11 protein-coding genes are annotated in these 17134 nt (G+C 45.7%); 5 read left to right on the forward strand and 6 right to left on the reverse strand.

Annotated features, from left to right (window positions below; genetic code table 11):
- Positions 1-76: 76 nt before the first annotated feature.
- The 6 genes from dnaB to BK127_RS36220 all read right to left on the reverse strand — a co-directional run bounded on the left by dnaB (position 77) and on the right by BK127_RS36220 (position 8215).
- Positions 77-1420, reverse strand: a complete 1344-nt coding sequence (dnaB, locus tag BK127_RS36195) for a replicative DNA helicase (protein WP_179097727.1) — start codon at positions 1418-1420, stop codon at positions 77-79.
- Between the two features lie 47 nt (positions 1421-1467).
- The gene (rplI, locus tag BK127_RS36200) at positions 1468-1917 is read right to left on the reverse strand and encodes a 50S ribosomal protein L9 (RefSeq protein ID WP_076237563.1); all 450 of its coding nucleotides are present in this window, start codon (positions 1915-1917) and stop codon (positions 1468-1470) included.
- Positions 1914-3878: a DHH family phosphoesterase gene (locus BK127_RS36205; RefSeq protein ID WP_076237564.1), complete on the reverse strand. Its 1965-nt coding sequence runs from the start codon at positions 3876-3878 to the stop codon at positions 1914-1916. Before BK127_RS36205 ends, rplI begins: the two co-directional genes overlap by 4 nt.
- A 22-nt stretch (positions 3879-3900) precedes the next feature.
- Positions 3901-4821: a DUF2232 domain-containing protein gene (locus BK127_RS36210; protein ID WP_076237565.1), complete on the reverse strand. Its 921-nt coding sequence runs from the start codon at positions 4819-4821 to the stop codon at positions 3901-3903.
- A gap of 70 nt (positions 4822-4891) precedes the next feature.
- Positions 4892-5308, reverse strand: coding sequence for a CBS domain-containing protein (locus BK127_RS36215; protein ID WP_076237566.1), 417 nt, complete (start codon positions 5306-5308; stop codon positions 4892-4894).
- Between the two features lie 303 nt (positions 5309-5611).
- Positions 5612-8215, reverse strand: coding sequence for an Ig-like domain-containing protein (locus BK127_RS36220; protein ID WP_076237567.1), 2604 nt, complete (start codon positions 8213-8215; stop codon positions 5612-5614).
- Positions 8216-8524: 309 nt separating this feature from the next.
- Between BK127_RS36220 and BK127_RS36225 the strand changes: the two genes are divergently transcribed.
- The 5 genes from BK127_RS36225 (at position 8525) to BK127_RS36245 (ending at position 17116) form a co-directional block, all read left to right on the forward strand.
- Positions 8525-11794: a DEAD/DEAH box helicase gene (locus BK127_RS36225; RefSeq protein ID WP_076237568.1), complete on the forward strand. Its 3270-nt coding sequence runs from the start codon at positions 8525-8527 to the stop codon at positions 11792-11794.
- Between the two features lie 239 nt (positions 11795-12033).
- The gene (locus BK127_RS36230) at positions 12034-13320 is read left to right on the forward strand and encodes an ABC transporter substrate-binding protein (protein WP_076237569.1); all 1287 of its coding nucleotides are present in this window, start codon (positions 12034-12036) and stop codon (positions 13318-13320) included.
- Positions 13321-13393: 73 nt separating this feature from the next.
- On the forward strand, positions 13394-14278 hold the full coding sequence (locus BK127_RS36235; RefSeq protein WP_076237570.1) for a carbohydrate ABC transporter permease: 885 nt from the start codon (positions 13394-13396) through the stop codon (positions 14276-14278).
- Positions 14279-14294: 16 nt separating this feature from the next.
- A complete protein-coding gene (locus BK127_RS36240) occupies positions 14295-15179 on the forward strand; it encodes a carbohydrate ABC transporter permease (protein ID WP_083689853.1) in 885 nt (294 codons plus the stop codon).
- A gap of 152 nt (positions 15180-15331) precedes the next feature.
- The gene (locus BK127_RS36245) at positions 15332-17116 is read left to right on the forward strand and encodes a sensor histidine kinase (RefSeq protein ID WP_179097726.1); all 1785 of its coding nucleotides are present in this window, start codon (positions 15332-15334) and stop codon (positions 17114-17116) included.
- Positions 17117-17134 lie beyond the last annotated feature (18 nt).

A 17134-nucleotide genomic window follows, 5' to 3' on the forward strand; every position in this document is an offset into this window, starting at 1 on the left:
TCTAGCAGTTACTTGACCTAAAGTCAATAAAAACGAACGTTTGTACAGCTTCGTGTTGAAATGTTCGTCCATTGGTTTATCGGCCTGCTGCTTCCTGATGCGTGCGATCCAGCCCGACAAATTTATTATAATTTTTCAAAAAGGCCAGCTCTACCGTACCTACCGGACCATTCCGCTGTTTGGCGATGATAATCTCGATAATGTTCTTTTTTTCGGATTCCTTATCATAGTAATCATCACGATACAAGAAGGCGACGATATCGGCATCTTGCTCAATGGAGCCCGATTCCCGTAAGTCCGACATCATCGGACGTTTATCCTGACGCTGCTCGACACCACGACTCAGCTGGGACAATGCAATGACCGGTACATCCAGCTCCCGGGCAATTTGCTTCAAGGTACGGGAAATTTCCGATACCTCCTGCTGCCGGTTATCGCCTTTACCGCGGCCATGAATCAACTGCAGGTAATCGATGAGGATCATCCCAAGCCCCCGCTCCTGCTTGAGTCTGCGGCATCTTGCGCGAATATCCGCAACCGTCACCGACGGGGAATCATCAATGTAGATGTTGGCTTCCGACAGGGAACCAATCGCCATCGTCATCTTCTCCCAATCCTCGGCCTCCAAGGAGCCCGTACGCATCCGAGTCGCATCCACGTTCGCTTCCGCACAAATCATCCGCTGTACCAGCTGCGGAGCACCCATTTCCAGACTGAAAATAGCAACGGTTTCCTTCTCCCGTACACCTACATTTTGCGCAATATTCAGGGCAAATGCCGTCTTTCCTACCGAAGGACGTGCGGCAACGATGATTAAATCCGAACGCTGAAAACCGGATGTCATTTTATCCAGATCCTGGAATCCAGACTTGACTCCGGTCGTTCCGCCTTTATTGTTATAAAGGTATTCGACCTTGTCAAAAACCTCCATTAACACATCACGAATCGCTATGAACCCGGTTGAGGAACGGCGCTGGGAAATTTCTAGAATCTTCTTCTCTGCTTCACCCAGCAGCTCAGCCACATCGTCCGTACTGGCATAACCATCCGTAACGATGTTGGTAGCCGCCCGAATTAACCGCCGCAGCATCGACTTCTCTTCCACAATCTGTGCGTAGTAGTCGATGTTGGCCGCAGTAGGCACCGCATTTGCAAGCTCAGATAAATACTTGATCCCGCCGATTTCCTCCAGCTGCTGCTTATTTTGCAGCTTGGACGTCAGCGTGATCAAGTCAATCGGCTCATCCTCCTCAGCCAGCTCCAGCATCGATTCAAAAATCCGCTGATGCGACGTACGATAGAAGTCGTCACTATTGATCCGCTCCATCGCAGTGACGAGTGATTCGCCGTCAAGCAAAATAGCGCCGAGCACGGCCTGCTCGGCTTCCAGATTTTGCGGAGGGATACGATCCAAAAACATGCCCTCGTTCAATGATTTCCCCTCCTGGGCACTTCCATCAAGAAAGTTTACTTATCCTCACTCACATGAATCTTCAGTTTAGCGGACACTTCTGTGTGCAGCTTCACACCAACCTCTGTCACACCCAACGTACGAATCGGCTCGTCCATAAGAATTTTCCGTTTATCCAGCTTCAGCTTGAACTGCTTTTCCAGCTCCTCAGCTACCTGCTTGCTTGGAATGGCTCCGAACAAACGGCCATCCTTACCTGACTTCGCCTTCAATTCCACGGTTAATGATTCCAGCTTCTTCCCAAGCTCTACAGCATCTGCCTTCTCTTGCTCTTTCTTGCGCTGCTCAGCTTTCTTCTGCTGGTCCAACATTTTCACTGAACCTTCGTTAGCGGCAGCTGCCAGCTTCTGTGGCAGCAGGAAATTCGTTGCATATCCCTCGGAAACCTCTTTAATATCGCCTTTTTTGCCTTGACCCTTAACGTCCTTTAATAAGATAACTTTCATTCAAAAAGCCCCTCCTCAGCATTCATCTCATTTAAAATTAATTTTAGCTTCTCAGCTGCTGCCTCAAGCGTCCCTTCGAACTGCGTAGCTGCATTCGTTAAATGGCCGCCGCCACCCATCCGCTCCATGACAACCTGTACATTCAATTGTCCCAACGAACGGGCGCTAATACCGACTAATCCATCAGGTCTTTCACTGATGACGAATGAGGCCGACACACCGGTCATCGTTAGCAGTGTATCGGCTGCCTGGGCAATCAGCAGCTGTGAATATTTACGATTTGGCTCCGTTACGGCCAGTGCAATGTGTTCATGAATGACCACTGCATTCTTAATGACATCCGCACGCTGGATATAAGCCTCCAGATCTTCCTTCAGCAGTCTCTGAATGAGCGAGGAATCCGCTCCATTGCGCCTCAGGAAGGAAGCCGCCTCAAAGGTACGGGCGCCCGTGCTGAGTGAAAAACTTTTCGTATCAACGACAATGCCTGCGAGCAGCGCGGTTGCTTCAAGCACACCCATTGTCAGACGATCGTTAAAATATTGCAGCAGCTCCGTCACCAGCTCGCAGGTCGAGGAAGCGTAAGGCTCCATATAAACCAGTGTCGCATCCTGAATAAATTCCTCGCCGCGTCGATGATGATCAACGACAAATTTACGATTCGTCAGCTGCAGCAGCTTCGGCTCGGCTACCATCGACGCTTTGTGGGTATCGACAACAACGGCCAGTGACCGTTGATTCGTAATCTGCATCGCCTGCTCTGGTGTGATAAACCAGCGGTTCAGCTTCTCGTCCTCATAGATCGTTTCCATCAGCTTCTGGATCGAAGGGTTTACCCCTTCCAGTACAATATAGCCTTCCTTATTGCTGACATGGGCCGCTTTCAGCACACCGATAGCCGCGCCAATCGAATCCATATCCGGATATCGATGACCCATAATGATAACCTTGTCACATTCCTTGATCAAATCACGCAGCGCATGGGATATTACCCTTGCCCGGACTCTCGTTCGTTTCTCAACAGCATTGGATCGGCCTCCATAAAAGGATAACCTTTCACCGATCTTAACAGCAACCTGATCACCGCCGCGGCCAAGCGCCATATCCAGACTTGTCTGCGCCAATTGCCCCAACTCCGTTAAGGAGTTGTTGCCGGAAGCGATTCCCATACTTAAAGTCAGCTGCAGCTTATGCTCGATCGTCAGATCGCGGACCTCGTCCAAGATTTCAAAACGTGACTGCTCCAGCATTTTCAGACCCTTCTGGTCAATCAATATCAAGTAACGATCCGAGGCCGTACGACGTAAATACACGTTATACTTTTGCGCCCATTCGGTAATCTCACCGGTTACCTTGGCCATCATGATACTCCTGGATTGATCATCCATACCTTGTGTCGCTTCTTCCAGATTATCCATCATAATAATACCGATCGACAATCGTTCTTCCTCATAACGTATGGATAGTGTTTTATAGGCCGTAATATCCGTCACATACAGCAGCCGTTCATTCGGCTTTACCTGCACCTGATAAATACATTTACCAAGAGTAATCTCGACCTTGCCTACATCCTTGTCCTTACGACCTTTCAAGATCGGGAACAATTCCAACAAACCTTCACCGATCAGAGAGTCCTTGCCGACCATTTTGGCCACAAATGGATTGTGCCACTCCACGATCTTTTCTTCGTTATACAGCAAAATGCCGATAGGCAATTCATTGATCACCTCATTGCCTGCCCGCTTGATGCGGTGGGACAATGTCGTTACGTATTTATTCATATCCTTGCTGAATGCCTGCTCGGCCCTCATCGTAAAAAATCCGAGAATCACGCATGCAAGCAAGGCGATCACACCAACTACCCATTGAAACAGCATGAGCACAAAAATTAATATCGTCATTACAGCAAAAATCCATACGATATGCGCGCCATGCCATCGATTTAACAGGAACTTCGGCATCCCTTTCGCCCCTAATCCAATCTTATTTTCGAGTCACACGTTCACGGAGCGGAAAAGCAGTATCGAACACACCCAGCAAACTTAATATAAAGGGTGCAAAAAGCAACGATACGATAATTCCGCAAATCGGCAAAACCCGGTTCCAACGTTTATAGTGAGCCAGGAAAAACAGAAAGGAAATGGCCTGCACCGCGAACAAGAACGACAGCATAGGCAGCAGGTTAATCAGGATCGTGAATAGCATCGAGCTCGTGTCTCTTACAAAAAACTCCATAAACAAAGCGATTACGTAATACCAAACTAACGATTTGTGAAGCTTCCAATCACGAATGGGTCGAAACCCTTGAATATGCTCGCCTGATCGATTGAGCAGCTTTCTGGCTGCCCAGTGCGTCACTAATACGATAAATAAAGAAATCCCGATCATGTAGAGGGGAAGCATATGACTTGCGATCTTTACCAGCATTTCTTTATCCATGACCAGTGAATTTTGCAGGTAAGCAGGCATCATGCTTATGCTTTCCAACATGAACATTTTCATTTTTTCGATCAAATTAATTCCAAAAGCATAACAGACTACCAAGCTAAGCAGCATCTCCGCCAGCAGGGTAAGTGTTCCCGCAGTGACTACATTTCGCGCTGGTGCGCCTTTTTTGTATTGATTGCCCATTTGGAAAACGGGGGGTAAAAAGAATATGGATACGGCAATAAGCATGACAGCAACCCATCCCACCATCAGCAAGGAGGTTACCAGATAAACGACAATCAGACTAATTGCGTAAAATACTAAAAAACGTTTCGTATCCAGCTTCACGTACTGTACCAGCAGTGGCACCATCAACAAGCAGATCGTAATGCTACTGACTAGCGGTACCATTATCGACAGCAATAAAACAACCGTCGCCAAGCCCCAACCCAGTAATCCCAAGGAACCGTTCCTCAATCCGTTCACCTCTTACACATATGTTCTCACCTTTAACCTGTTAACGACGACTTGACCATTATAACACATCTCACACCTTTTGTTCTGCCTGCCACAACTTGAAGCAATAATCAATAATTTCTCTTCTGCGAATGATTCCGATAAAAACCTCATTGTCATCGATCACGGGAACATAGTTCTGGTTGGTTGCGAGCAGGATCAGATCCTCCATCTGTTGATCAATCCGGACCGGTTTGATCTCCACATGCTGAGCAACGTCCTTCAACAGGACTTTGTGCGTATGGTCAAATCCGATTTGCGGCTCACGTTTGAGCTTCCACAATAAATCGCCCTCCGTAATCGTTCCGGCGTACTTGCCGGCATCGTCGATGAGCGGAACTGCCGAATACCGATGGTATTCCATTCTTTCAAGCGCTTGGCGCATCGTGGAATTCGGAGATAAGTAAATGACGTCTTCTTTAGGAACAAGAAAAAACGCGATGTTCACAAAACCAATCCTTTCCTGACTGAAATCACAGTATATCCTATCTACTTAATAATACACTATGACGCAATTAGAAGATATACAACTAAACCCCTTCTATATTTAACAATAGTAGACAATAGCAGGCTCACCTATTCCGACTATGACCGCCAAGCCACAATTTACGAATAGTAAGCGAGTACCCGGATGCGAGAACATATACCAAGAAAGTATCCCAAATGCCATGCTGCAAATGTTTGATCGTATATTCCAAGAAAAAGCACAGTCAGCGCGAGGCTGACTGTGCTTTTTCGTTGCCTGTCTCTATTATTTAACAGTGACCTGCACGTACCATCTGATATTGGAGAACATAACCGTTACTCTCGTTTTCCCTTTGCCGGTCGCTTTAATAACGCCGTCCTTTACATCGGCTATCATACTATTCGCTGATGTCCACATTGCAGGGATCGTAACATCTTCATCTGAGCCATCCGAGTAAGTTCCTGTTGCTGTAATCTGAACCTCTTGACCCTCTGTAAGATCTACCTTCACGACGTCAGTCTTCAAATATTTGAGCGTGTTCACATCGATAGGCAAGCCGATCGATTTTCCACCGAAGGTACCTGTCACGATCGCTTTACCGGAGCCTACAGCAGTAATCGTTCCTGCAGTCACATCGGCCACTTTATAAGCCGAAGTTTTCCAGGTAGCCGCGGAAGTCACATCTCTTGTGCTTCCATCAGACAACGTTGCGGTTAGCTTAACGGGAACTGACAGACCTGTCTTCATCGAAATGAAACGTTGATCGACTTCCAGCTTTTGTACAACACCGATTTCCACACTGATGGTAACACTTTTGCCACCATAACTCGCTGTGATCGTAGCTTTACCTCTGGATACAGGAGTAATAGTCCCCTTGGACACCTGCGCAATTTGTGCATTGCTCGTTTTCCATTCGGCCTCGGCTTCTACATTTTTGGTTACATTTAATGGATCTGTTGCTGTTAACACAATTTGCTTGATCTCACCCAGATCAAATACCAAATAGGTGCTGCTTGCGGTCAAGTCATCAGCCGTATCCACACTGACCGTAATGCTGACTGACTTGTTATCCAGGGTTGCGGTAATCGTAGATTGACCCGAACCCACAGCTGTCAATTTCCCAGCCTCAACGGTTACAGCCTTCAGGTTGGAGCTTGTCCATACCGCTTCAGCACCGGCATCCTCTTTGATCGTACCATCCTTATACTTCGCTTTTACAGCTATATTGTTAATATCGCCCTTTTTCAAAACCAGCTCTGTTTTTTCTGTAGTCAGGCTTTCCAGTACACCTACGGTTACCTGTATCGATACCGTTCTTGTTCCATATTTGGCTGTAACCACAGCGGAGCCTGTTGCAAGACCCGTTATAAGACCACCGGAAACACCAACAACGTCAGGAGTACTTGATTTCCACTCCGCTGCGTTGGTTACCGTATCTTTTCTGGTTGCATCATTGGCATATGACGCTTCCAAAGTGATTTGTTCATAGCTGCCAACCGCTAAATTTAGCGTTTTCTTATTCGCCGTTACAAAGCTCGGGATATCCACCAATACTTTAACCTGAATGGTTTTACCTCCGTAAGTAGCTGTAACCAGCGCCTCACCGGATTTATAAGCTGTAATTTTACCTTTTACTACATCGATCGCCGAGCTGTTGTCTACGGTCCATTCAGCACGGTCTGTGACAGCCTCTCTTGGCGCGGTGGAATCTGCATACGTAGCATACAGAATAATCTGGGAGTTTTCCCCTGATTTTAACGAGATCGTTTCTTCATCCACTTCCAGTCGGCGCGGTACATCAACATAGATGGTCCTTGTAATTTGCTTTTCACCATACTTGGCTGTAATCGTAACTTCACCGATCTCATTGGCTGTAAGCTTGCCTTTTAACGCATAAACAATACTGTCATCACTGGAGGACCATTCTGCACGATCCGTAATATTCTCTGTATTTCCATTGGCATAGGTTGCATTCAGCGTAAGCTGCAAGGTTCCATTTTTCTTCATCAAATGCGTCTGCTCAACGAAATCCAGCTTGATAGCATTGTCAACATCAACTTTAATCGTTGTGCTTTTTGTTCCATACGTAGCCTTTAACGTAGCTTGACCCGGGCCATATCCGGTAACCGTGCCTTTAAGCACATCAGCAACCGTAGATTTATCCGTTTCCCACTCTGCCTTTTCTGCCACATCCTCCGTCGTTCCATCTGGATATGTCGCTATCAGCTTGATCTTCTCTGTACCCTTAAGCAGCAACGATACCTGGGACTTATCGGCATCAATACGCTGAACGATTTCTACATTGACGGGCAAGCTTAAGCTTAAGCTATTATATTTCGCCGTGATCGTAGCTTTACCTGAGCTGAGACCCTTCACCTGTCCATTGGTAACGGTAGCGATGGAGTTGTTGTCGCTGCTCCAGTCGGCTTTATTGGTCACGTCAGCGGACGTACCATCATCATAATAGGCTGTAATCAATACGTTATCCGACTGATTCAAACGTAAATTAATCAACTGCTTATCTTTGGTTAATGATTTCACTTTTTTAGTTACAGTTACATGAATAATAACGGTTTTGCCCATGTAAGTAGCTGTTACCGTAGCGGTGCCTTCCTTCTTCGCTGATATGGCGCCAGCATATACGGTTGCCACATCCGTCGACCCGGAATTCCAATCTGTCTTGACCGTTACATTCTCAGTAGTACCACTTGTAAACACCGCAGTTGCTGTTATATTCGACGTACTTCCTACCTCTAGAGTGACCTCATTCTTGCTCACTACTAAACTTGCAATGTCGTCTGCCGCCAACACACGGGTTCCGTTCAAATTGCCTGCTGCCACAATCAGCACGAGTAACAAGGATAACACTCTAGCCATTCTAACCATCATAAATAATTTACCTCCAATAATATAAATCTTCATTCTTCAGGTCCAGCTATACTTGATCCTACTATCGACATTGGCATCAGGGCATTGATTTTCATGCAAATAACATGACTTCTAAGTTTTATCGGAATTTTGTCGATTAAAATGAATACCTGACTGTCGATTCTTTGTTTTATCCAACCCGGCTATCTGCAATTATTTACAAAATAGGGATAACGGGCCTTTGTTTTTTTTGTGATCGATTCTGTTATCATAGGATGTAGCACTATTCTGATATTCTAGCCTGTACACGAAGAAAGAAGGATTTATGTCATGAGCTTTCAACTGACCCAACGGGTTATTAAATTGTTATGCGGTCGTTTTGCCTACGAAGATGGAGAGGCCTACTTTCAGAACCATAAAGTAAAGCTGATCGAACAAAATACAGATGAGCGCATCTATGAAGCAGAGGTTCAAGGAACACGCCTCTATCAGGTCAAGGTCCAGATCGATCTGCAAGGTGATATTGATACCGAGTGCACCTGTCCTTCATATTCCCAGCATCCTTACTGTAAGCATATTGCCGCCTTGCTGCTGCACATACACGAGAGCCAACAGACAGACCGATCACCCGTTCGTTCCGGCATCTCCTCGCTCAGAGCTTCCGGGAGTTCAGCATCAGATCTGCGACTTATGGATGAAATGCTCGATCTTTTCAGTGAGAAGCCGCTGCGGCCCACCAGTTCACGATCTCTAATGCATACCCGACTGATGCTGGATATGGAAATCATTTGCCGGCCTTTCTCCTACAGCTATCGCAAGCATATGCTCGGTATTGAGCTGAAAATAGGACCGAAACGACTCTACATCGTGCAAAAAATAAGAGAGTTTCTCGACCACTTCGACAAGCGGGAAGCTTATGTGTTTTCCAAGCATTTTATTTATGATCCGCTGCTGCACAGCATTCAGGAGCAGCAGGCTGCCATTCTTCAACAGCTTATCGAGATTTATCACAATGAAAAAATGTACCGAGAAACGCTGAGTGGCTATTCCATGCATTCCAGCAGCTCTAGCGGTGAACGGATGCTGCTGATCCCACCGCTCTCCTGGGAGTCTCTCTACCCGCTGCTTGCAGCGGCGCCTGGTGTACAGCTCCATCAGGGTAACCGCATCTTCGAAGGTATTCATGTATCAGACGAGCCTATCCCGCTCCAGTTTGAGTTCGATGAGGCACAGGCAGAAGGCTACCAGCTGGACGTTCAAGGAATGGAAACTTTGACCGTCATGGAAGCCTATGGTCTTGTCCTGTCCGAAGGAAAGCTGTTAAAGATGCAGCCGAATTCGATCAAGCGGCTTTCGGAATTGAAGCATATACTGGCCGACTCTCGTAACCGCCACATTCAGATTCCACAGGAGCAAATGGAAGCTTTTATGGAAAAAGTCATCCCCAGTCTCATGAAGCTGGGCAGCGTCAGCATTGCTCATACGATTTCCGAACGTGTTGTTCACTTGTCTTTAAAGGCCAAGCTGTATTTGGATCGGGTCAAATCGCGGCTGCTGGCCGGATTGGAATTTCAATATGGTGATATTGTTATCAATCCTCTGGAGGCAAATGGCCCCGTGCGCGGTTCTGACCAGATTCTGATGCGGGACGGCGAGCAGGAACGACGCATTCTGGAGCTAATGGAGCAGTCTCCTTTTGCCAAAACCGATGCCGGGTATTTTATGGATGACGAAGATTCGGAGTACGAGTTTTTGTATCATACCGTCCCTGAGCTTGAAAAACTTCTTGATGTATACGCGACCTCTGCCGTAAAGGCAAGGCTTCACAGCGGCCCTGTTGCTCCCAAAGTAACCGTGGATATGAATGAACGGACAGATTGGCTCGAATTCCGCTTTGAGATGGAAGGAATCCCTGAATCGGATATTCGCAAGCTGTTACAGGCCCTTGAGGAGAAGCATAAGTATTACCGCCTGCCGAATGGTTCCCTGCTTCCGCTCGAAAGCTCGGAGTTTCAGGAAATCATTCGCTTTATGAACGAAATCGGTATCCAGAAAGCCGATTTGTCGGGACCGAACATAAGGCTGCCTGTGCTCCGCGGCATGCATTTGTTGGACTCACCCAGACAAGGCAATGCCATTAAGCTCGGCAAATCGTTCCGTCGACTGCTGGAAAATATGCGCAACCCGGACCATTTGGATTTCCCTGTGCCCGACAGCCTGTCTTCTGTGCTGCGGGATTACCAGCATTATGGGTATCAATGGTTACGGACGTTGGCCCACTACCATTTTGGCGGCATCCTGGCTGACGATATGGGACTCGGCAAGACGCTGCAAAGCATCGCATTTATCTTATCCATGCTTCCGGAGATTCGTAATCGACAGCAGCCTGCGATCATCGTCTCCCCTGCATCGCTGATTTATAACTGGCACAATGAGCTTAAGAAATTCGCACCCGAGCTGCGTGCTGTTATTGTGGACGGAAGCAAGGAAGAACGCAGCAATAAACTAAAGGTTACACACAAGTCTCAGGTGGATGTCATCATTACCTCCTACCCGCTATTGCGTCGGGACATCGAGCTGTACGCCAGGCTATCGTTTCATACGCTGATTTTGGATGAAGCACAGGTTTTCAAGAACCATACGACGCAAACGGCAAAGGCAGTCAAAGCAATTCAGGCGGTATACCGGTTTGCGCTTACGGGAACGCCAGTGGAGAACAGGCTGGAGGAATTATGGTCGATTTTCGACGCTGTATTTCCCGAGCTGTTCCCGAGCCGCAAGACATTTAATGAATTACCGAGAGAAACTGTCGCCAGGCGGGTTCGCCCTTTCCTGCTGCGCCGCTTGAAGACGGACGTGCTTAAGGAGCTGCCGGATAAGATCGAATCGCTGCAAGCCTCTGAGCTATTGCCCGAGCAAAAGAAGTTGTATGTCGCCTATTTGGCCAAGCTGCAGCAGGAAACCGTGAAGCATTTGAACGAAAAAGGCTTTCAGAAAAACCGGATCAAAATCCTTGCCGGCTTGACACGACTTCGCCAGCTATGCTGCCACCCTGCGCTGTTTGTCGAGGGCTATACCGGAAGCTCCGCCAAATTCGAGCAGCTTATGGAAATAATTGAGGAATGCCGAAGTGCGGGAAAACGAATGCTCGTCTTTTCCCAATTTACCGAAATGCTTGGTCTGATCCGACGGGAGCTCGGCTATCAAGGGTTACCGCATTTCTACCTCGACGGCAGCACACCTGCATCTGAGCGCGTAGCGCTGTGCAATCGATTTAACGAGGGCGAACGCGATCTGTTTCTCATTTCGTTAAAAGCAGGCGGTACTGGACTGAATCTGACTGGAGCCGATACGGTAATCCTTTACGATCTGTGGTGGAACCCCGCTGTGGAGCAGCAGGCAGCCGACCGGGCACATCGAATTGGGCAGAAAAACGTTGTACAGGTGATTCGTCTCGTCACCCAGGGCACCGTTGAGGATAAAATGTATGAGCTTCAACAGAAGAAAAAGAATCTGATCGACGAAGTCATCCAGCCTGGACAAGAGGCTTTATCTACGTTAACAGAGCAGGAGCTTCGCGAGATTCTGATGATACCATAAAGATGACGCTCAAGATTGCACTCAAATAGTAACATCATATATAAACCTTAGCCGTGTATATCACGGCTTTTTTTATTGATTTTATAAATTAAAGCTCGATTGCAGCCATGCTTCCAAACAAAACGAACAAAATATTTACGAGCGAGCCCAAAAATATTCCATTCAATTTAAATATCAGGATGACTATAATTTGAACAGTAAACGAACGAAAATCATCATTAGCCTTAGGGGGAATCAACTTGAATCATAAAAAGAAAATGTTATTACCGCTTTTGATATGCAGCAGCACACTTATTTTTACGGCTTGTGGTAATACACCTGAAGCGTCCACGGATGGTGGCAAAAAACCAGCTCAAGAAGGTGGGGCACTGACTCTATGGATGTTTGATACGACCGATTATATTAAGCCGGCAGCCGAAGAGGTAGCCAAAGAAATGAACCTGAAGTTGAATTATGAGTTCATTAATCCGGAAACGTACAAGACCAAAATTAAAGTCGCTGTTGCAGCCAATGAGCTGCCAGATGTATTCGGGCAATATAACGGCAGATCCGAACGCGAATTAATATTGAATTCAAAAATGGCCGCACCTTTAAACGATGTGTTGAAATCGACCGGGCTCGAATCCAAATATTTAAACGGCAGCCTGATTAAGGAAGCTGACGGTAACGTTTACTCCATGCCCTACCGTTCTGAGCAATCCGAGGTGTTAGTTTACAACAAAAAACTGTTGGCTCAAATGGGCCTGCAAGCTCCAAAAACGTGGGAAGAGCTTGTCAATGTCATCAAGGTTGCCAACTCCAAAAATATCGTTCCCATCGCTTTAGGCGGAAAGGACCGTTGGCCGGGAGATTTGATTTATAATACATTCGTGTTAAGAGAAGACATAGATGCTTACGCCAAAGCGCAAAAAGGCGAAATCAAATTCACCGATAAGCCTTTCGAGGATGCAGCTCAGAAAATCATTCAATTAGTCAACGAGAAAGCATTTCAACCCGGGTTTTTAGGAAATAGCGATCTTGAGGCGCGTGAAATGTTTTACAGCGGTAAAGCGTTGATGGTCATGAATGGCTCCTGGGTTTTTGCTAAAGCGATCCCTGCCCTTGGAGACGATCTAGGATATATCAAATTCCCACAAACCGGAGCAGCCAAAGATCCATTTAGCTCCAATACCGGAGATCGGAACAACGCGCCTTATGGTCTATTCGTCAACGTTCAATCCAAGCAGCTGCAAAAAGCAAAGGAATTCGCCATCCGCTATTCCCTGAAAGTTAACGATCAACTCGTCAAATCAGGTCAGCCTTCCTATGCGAATACAGAAGCTAAGCCGGATAATAAAATCAACGAATCGTATGCTCAATACTTGGACGATTACAAAGGCTACAAATTTATTCAAACGTATTGGTATGATACGGTACCGGCCGCTGTAGGGGACGAATATCGCGATCTGAATCAAAAGCTGTACACAGGGACGTTATCCGCTGCCGAGTTTACTCAAAAAATGGAACAAATTATGAAAAAACGATAGATGAATGTTGAGAGGCACTTATACCTCGGTAGTGCCTCTTTTACCATGTCTAGAATTGTAGAGGGGGATTTACATGGAAAAAGCTTTATCGAACCGCTGGGTGCTAAGTTTATTTTTACTGCCTGGTTTACTATTGTTCACGGTTTTCTTTATATACCCTGTTGCCCAAACCGTCTATTACAGCTTGCATCAATGGGATGGCGTAACCCCTATGAAGTTTATCGGAATAGATAACTACGTGAAGATGATGACTGACGATCCGAACTTTGTAAAAGCGTTCAAAAATGGTTTGATTTTCGTTTTTTTCTCATTGCTTTTCCAGCTTCCGTCAGCCTTTGTATTGGCACTGCTCGTTTCCAGAAAGGTTAAAGGAAGCAAATGGTTCCGTAACATCTATTTCTTCCCTGTTATCATGTCGACCACGATGGTTAGCTTGATGTGGGGGAAAATGTTCGACCCTACCATTGGTTTAATCAACAGCTTCTTCCGATCCATAGGATTAGGATCATGGGCTCAGCTATGGCTGGGTGATAGTCATACAGCGATCTATGCGGTTGCTTTTGTCCTTGTCTGGCATTATATCGGGTACCATATGCTGATTATGTACGCAGGTATTCAGAGCATCCCCGAACAGATTTACGAGGCTGCCAAACTGGATGGTGCTACAAGCTGGAGGCTGGTGTATCACATTACCATCCCGCTTTTGGCCGATGTGCTCAAAGTCAATGTGGTTCTATCCGTAGTCGGTTCTCTAAAAGTATTCGAGCAAATCTATGTCATGACAGGCGGCGGGCCTGACAATAGTACGACGGTTATCGCCCTGCGCATGTTCCAGGAAGCATTCCTGAAAATGAATTTTGGTTATGGAAGTGCGTTGGCTGTTTTTCTGGTAATCCAGTGCATGGGAATCGCTTACCTCATCAATAAACTTTTTTCCAGAAGTGTTGCTCGATTGTAGGAGGGATTTATGCCATATGATAATTGAAAAAAACAATTCTTCATCCTTTACTTCCACTAGGAGAAGGGATCGTAATTCAAAGTCGGTTAAGAAGCTCAGTGTGTATACGATAATGGTGATTATCGCTCTGCTGCAGTTGATTCCTTTAGCCTGGTTAGTCTTGATTTCGTTTAAAAATAATTCCGAAATACAACTAGGCGGCATATTTAGCCTTCCTAAAGTGTGGCTGTTCAGCAATTATTCATCCGCCTGGGTTCAAGGGCAAGTCGGCGAGAACTTTTTAAATAGTTTAATCGTTGGCATCATCACCGTATTTTTCGTTCTATTGCTTAGCTCTATGATGGCCTATGCGCTTACGCGTATGAGGTTTAAGTTCAGTAATATATTGCTGCTCATCTTGCTTGCTGGCGTCATGGTTCCGATTCATGCCACATTGGTGCCGCTTTTCATACTGTTGAAAAATCTCGGATTGCTAAAGACACAATTGTCGATCATTCTTCCTTACATAACTATCAATATTCCGGTAGGCATATTTATTCTTTCAAGCTTTTTGCGCAGCTTGCCCAAGGAATTGGAGGAAGCCGCATTTATTGACGGATACGGGATTATTCGCACCTTTTTCCAGGTCGTACTTCCCCTCTTGAAGCCGACACTTGCATCTGTTGGAATCTTTACATTCCTCCATGTATGGAATGAACTACTTATGGCCGCCACCTTTATTCAAAAATCTTCACTCCGTACGCTCCCCTTGGGCTTGATGAATTTTAGTGGAGAGTATAGTGTGGAGTGGGGGCCGCTATGTGCAGCAATGTTAATCTCGACCATTCCTTTGATTCTCATTTATATTTACTTTAGTGAACAAATGGAGAAAAGCTTTACAGCTGGCTCTATCTTAAAATAGACAATACCATCTATTGGATAGGTGACATTAAAGGATAACTGCATAGATTACCGAATACAGAAGGAGGAGCATGATAGGTAGCTCCTCTTTGATTTACGTGCATAACGTTTATGGGTGGGGATGTTATTAAACCAATCACATATTTTCAGGACATGCCGATTCGAAAAAAAATTCAGATTATTAATATACTGATCATTTTGCCCAGCATTCTTTTTCTTACGATCACTCTATACAATATGACACTTAATCAGGTCATGGAACGTGCCCTTCGCAGCTCCGACCATAAGCTGGAGTTAATCACCAACACGATCAACACGTTATTTAATAATATAGAGAATTATTCGAAGCTGGCTATAATTAACAAGCCCTACCAGTCCGTGCTGAATTCAGACGGTACCGACCCACAAAGCCTCGAAGATATTCAACTGATGTATGTAGGATTAACTTCATTGGTAGAATCGAGTCCGTACATTGATTCAGTCGTCATCCAATCGATTCAAGGGAATAAAACCTACTATACCAACAATTTAACTAATGTTACCGAAAATAACCTTTCCATCTATCCGGGAGATCAGCTTATCACGGCAAAAGGATCAGCGGTGTGGATTGAAACCTTCCAGAGCCCCTTTCTTGTCAATGCTCAACATATTAATTTGCTCGCCGTTGGGAGACGAATTATTAATATTAGCAACGGTATCCCTCTGGGCTATATTTATATCAATATGGATGAGAGTAAATTGTCCAAGCTATATGGCAACGATGAAGAAGGCCTACAAAGCAAGCTGATGATTATTAATGCTAATGGAACTATCATTTCTTCGAATGATCCTGGCTTGCTGCAGACCACCTTGGATACAGAGAAATTACAAATGATATTCAGCAATGACAACAGCTCGCAAATCTTCGATAACGGCAAAGAAACAACGATTATTTCCTCCAAGGCTTTAAGTAAAAAGGATTGGCGTATCGTTTATGAGGTGCCCAGCAAAGCGCTTATGAAGGATCAGTGGAAAATCACCCTGTTTATTTTGGGTTACGGCGCACTGGGATTATTGTTTGCCCTGGTCCTTTCGATTGTTTTCTCTAATTGGATTACGAAGCCGATTGTCAGGTTAAGCCGCGCCATGATGGCTGTTGGGAATGGTAAGCTGGACACACGATCACCCATCACTTCTAAAGATGAAGTCGGTCAGCTCGCTTATAAGTTCAATGATATGGTTGGAGAGATCCAAGGGCTTATGGACACTGTGAATCAAGAGGAGAAGCAAAAAAGGAGCTTGGAGCTCCGATTGATGTACTCACAGATTAAACCTCACTTTTTGTATAATACCTTGGAAACGATTCGTTCCATGGCATTGATGACGAAGGCACATGACATCAGTAAGGTAGTCAAAGCTTTGGGTGACTTTTACCGAATGTCGCTCAATAAAGGCCAGGAGCTTATCCCTGTCATACAGGAAAAGAAGCACCTGGAAAGCTACTTATATATACAAACGATCAGATACAGTCATATTGATTATATAATTGACTTTGATAGCCAGATAGAAAATTGCCGCATACCGAATATGCTTCTGCAGCCGCTCGTCGAAAATTCGATTCAACATGGATTAAGAGAAAAGCAGACAGGTGCATTGTGCGAAATATCGGGGTTCATTGAAACCAAGGACGGCGCGGACGTTGTATGCTTTGTCATCAAGGATAACGGTAAGGGTATGAATGAGGAACTGCTAGCCAATATATGGCATCGAGAACAGAACCAGCTTGATTTATCCAGCTTTGGTATCCGCAATATACAAGAACGTATTCAGCTCCGATATGGCCCGGGTTATGGCATTAGCATCTCTTCGGTCATTGGATCAGGTGTGGAAGTACAGCTGAGAATACCTCTTGCTTTTGACAAAAAAGGACTTCCAGAAAGGTCTGTAAAGAGTTCATGACATCTAACTGTTATCGCG

Source organism: Paenibacillus sp. FSL H7-0331, from assembly GCF_001956045.1.

Coding starts and splice junctions, on each gene's coding strand:
- dnaB (WP_179097727.1), bottom strand. CDS start 1,420: ATGTTTTTGGATCGTATCCCTCCGCAAAATCTGGAAGCCGAGCAGGCC.
- rplI (WP_076237563.1), bottom strand. CDS start 1,917: ATGAAAGTTATCTTATTAAAGGACGTTAAGGGTCAAGGCAAAAAAGGC.
- BK127_RS36205 (WP_076237564.1), bottom strand. CDS start 3,878: ATGCCGAAGTTCCTGTTAAATCGATGGCATGGCGCGCATATCGTATGG.
- BK127_RS36220 (WP_076237567.1), bottom strand. CDS start 8,215: ATGATGGTTAGAATGGCTAGAGTGTTATCCTTGTTACTCGTGCTGATT.
- BK127_RS36225 (WP_076237568.1), top strand. CDS start 8,525: ATGAGCTTTCAACTGACCCAACGGGTTATTAAATTGTTATGCGGTCGT.
- BK127_RS36235 (WP_076237570.1), top strand. CDS start 13,394: ATGGAAAAAGCTTTATCGAACCGCTGGGTGCTAAGTTTATTTTTACTG.
- BK127_RS36240 (WP_083689853.1), top strand. CDS start 14,295: ATGATAATTGAAAAAAACAATTCTTCATCCTTTACTTCCACTAGGAGA.
- BK127_RS36245 (WP_179097726.1), top strand. CDS start 15,332: ATGCCGATTCGAAAAAAAATTCAGATTATTAATATACTGATCATTTTG.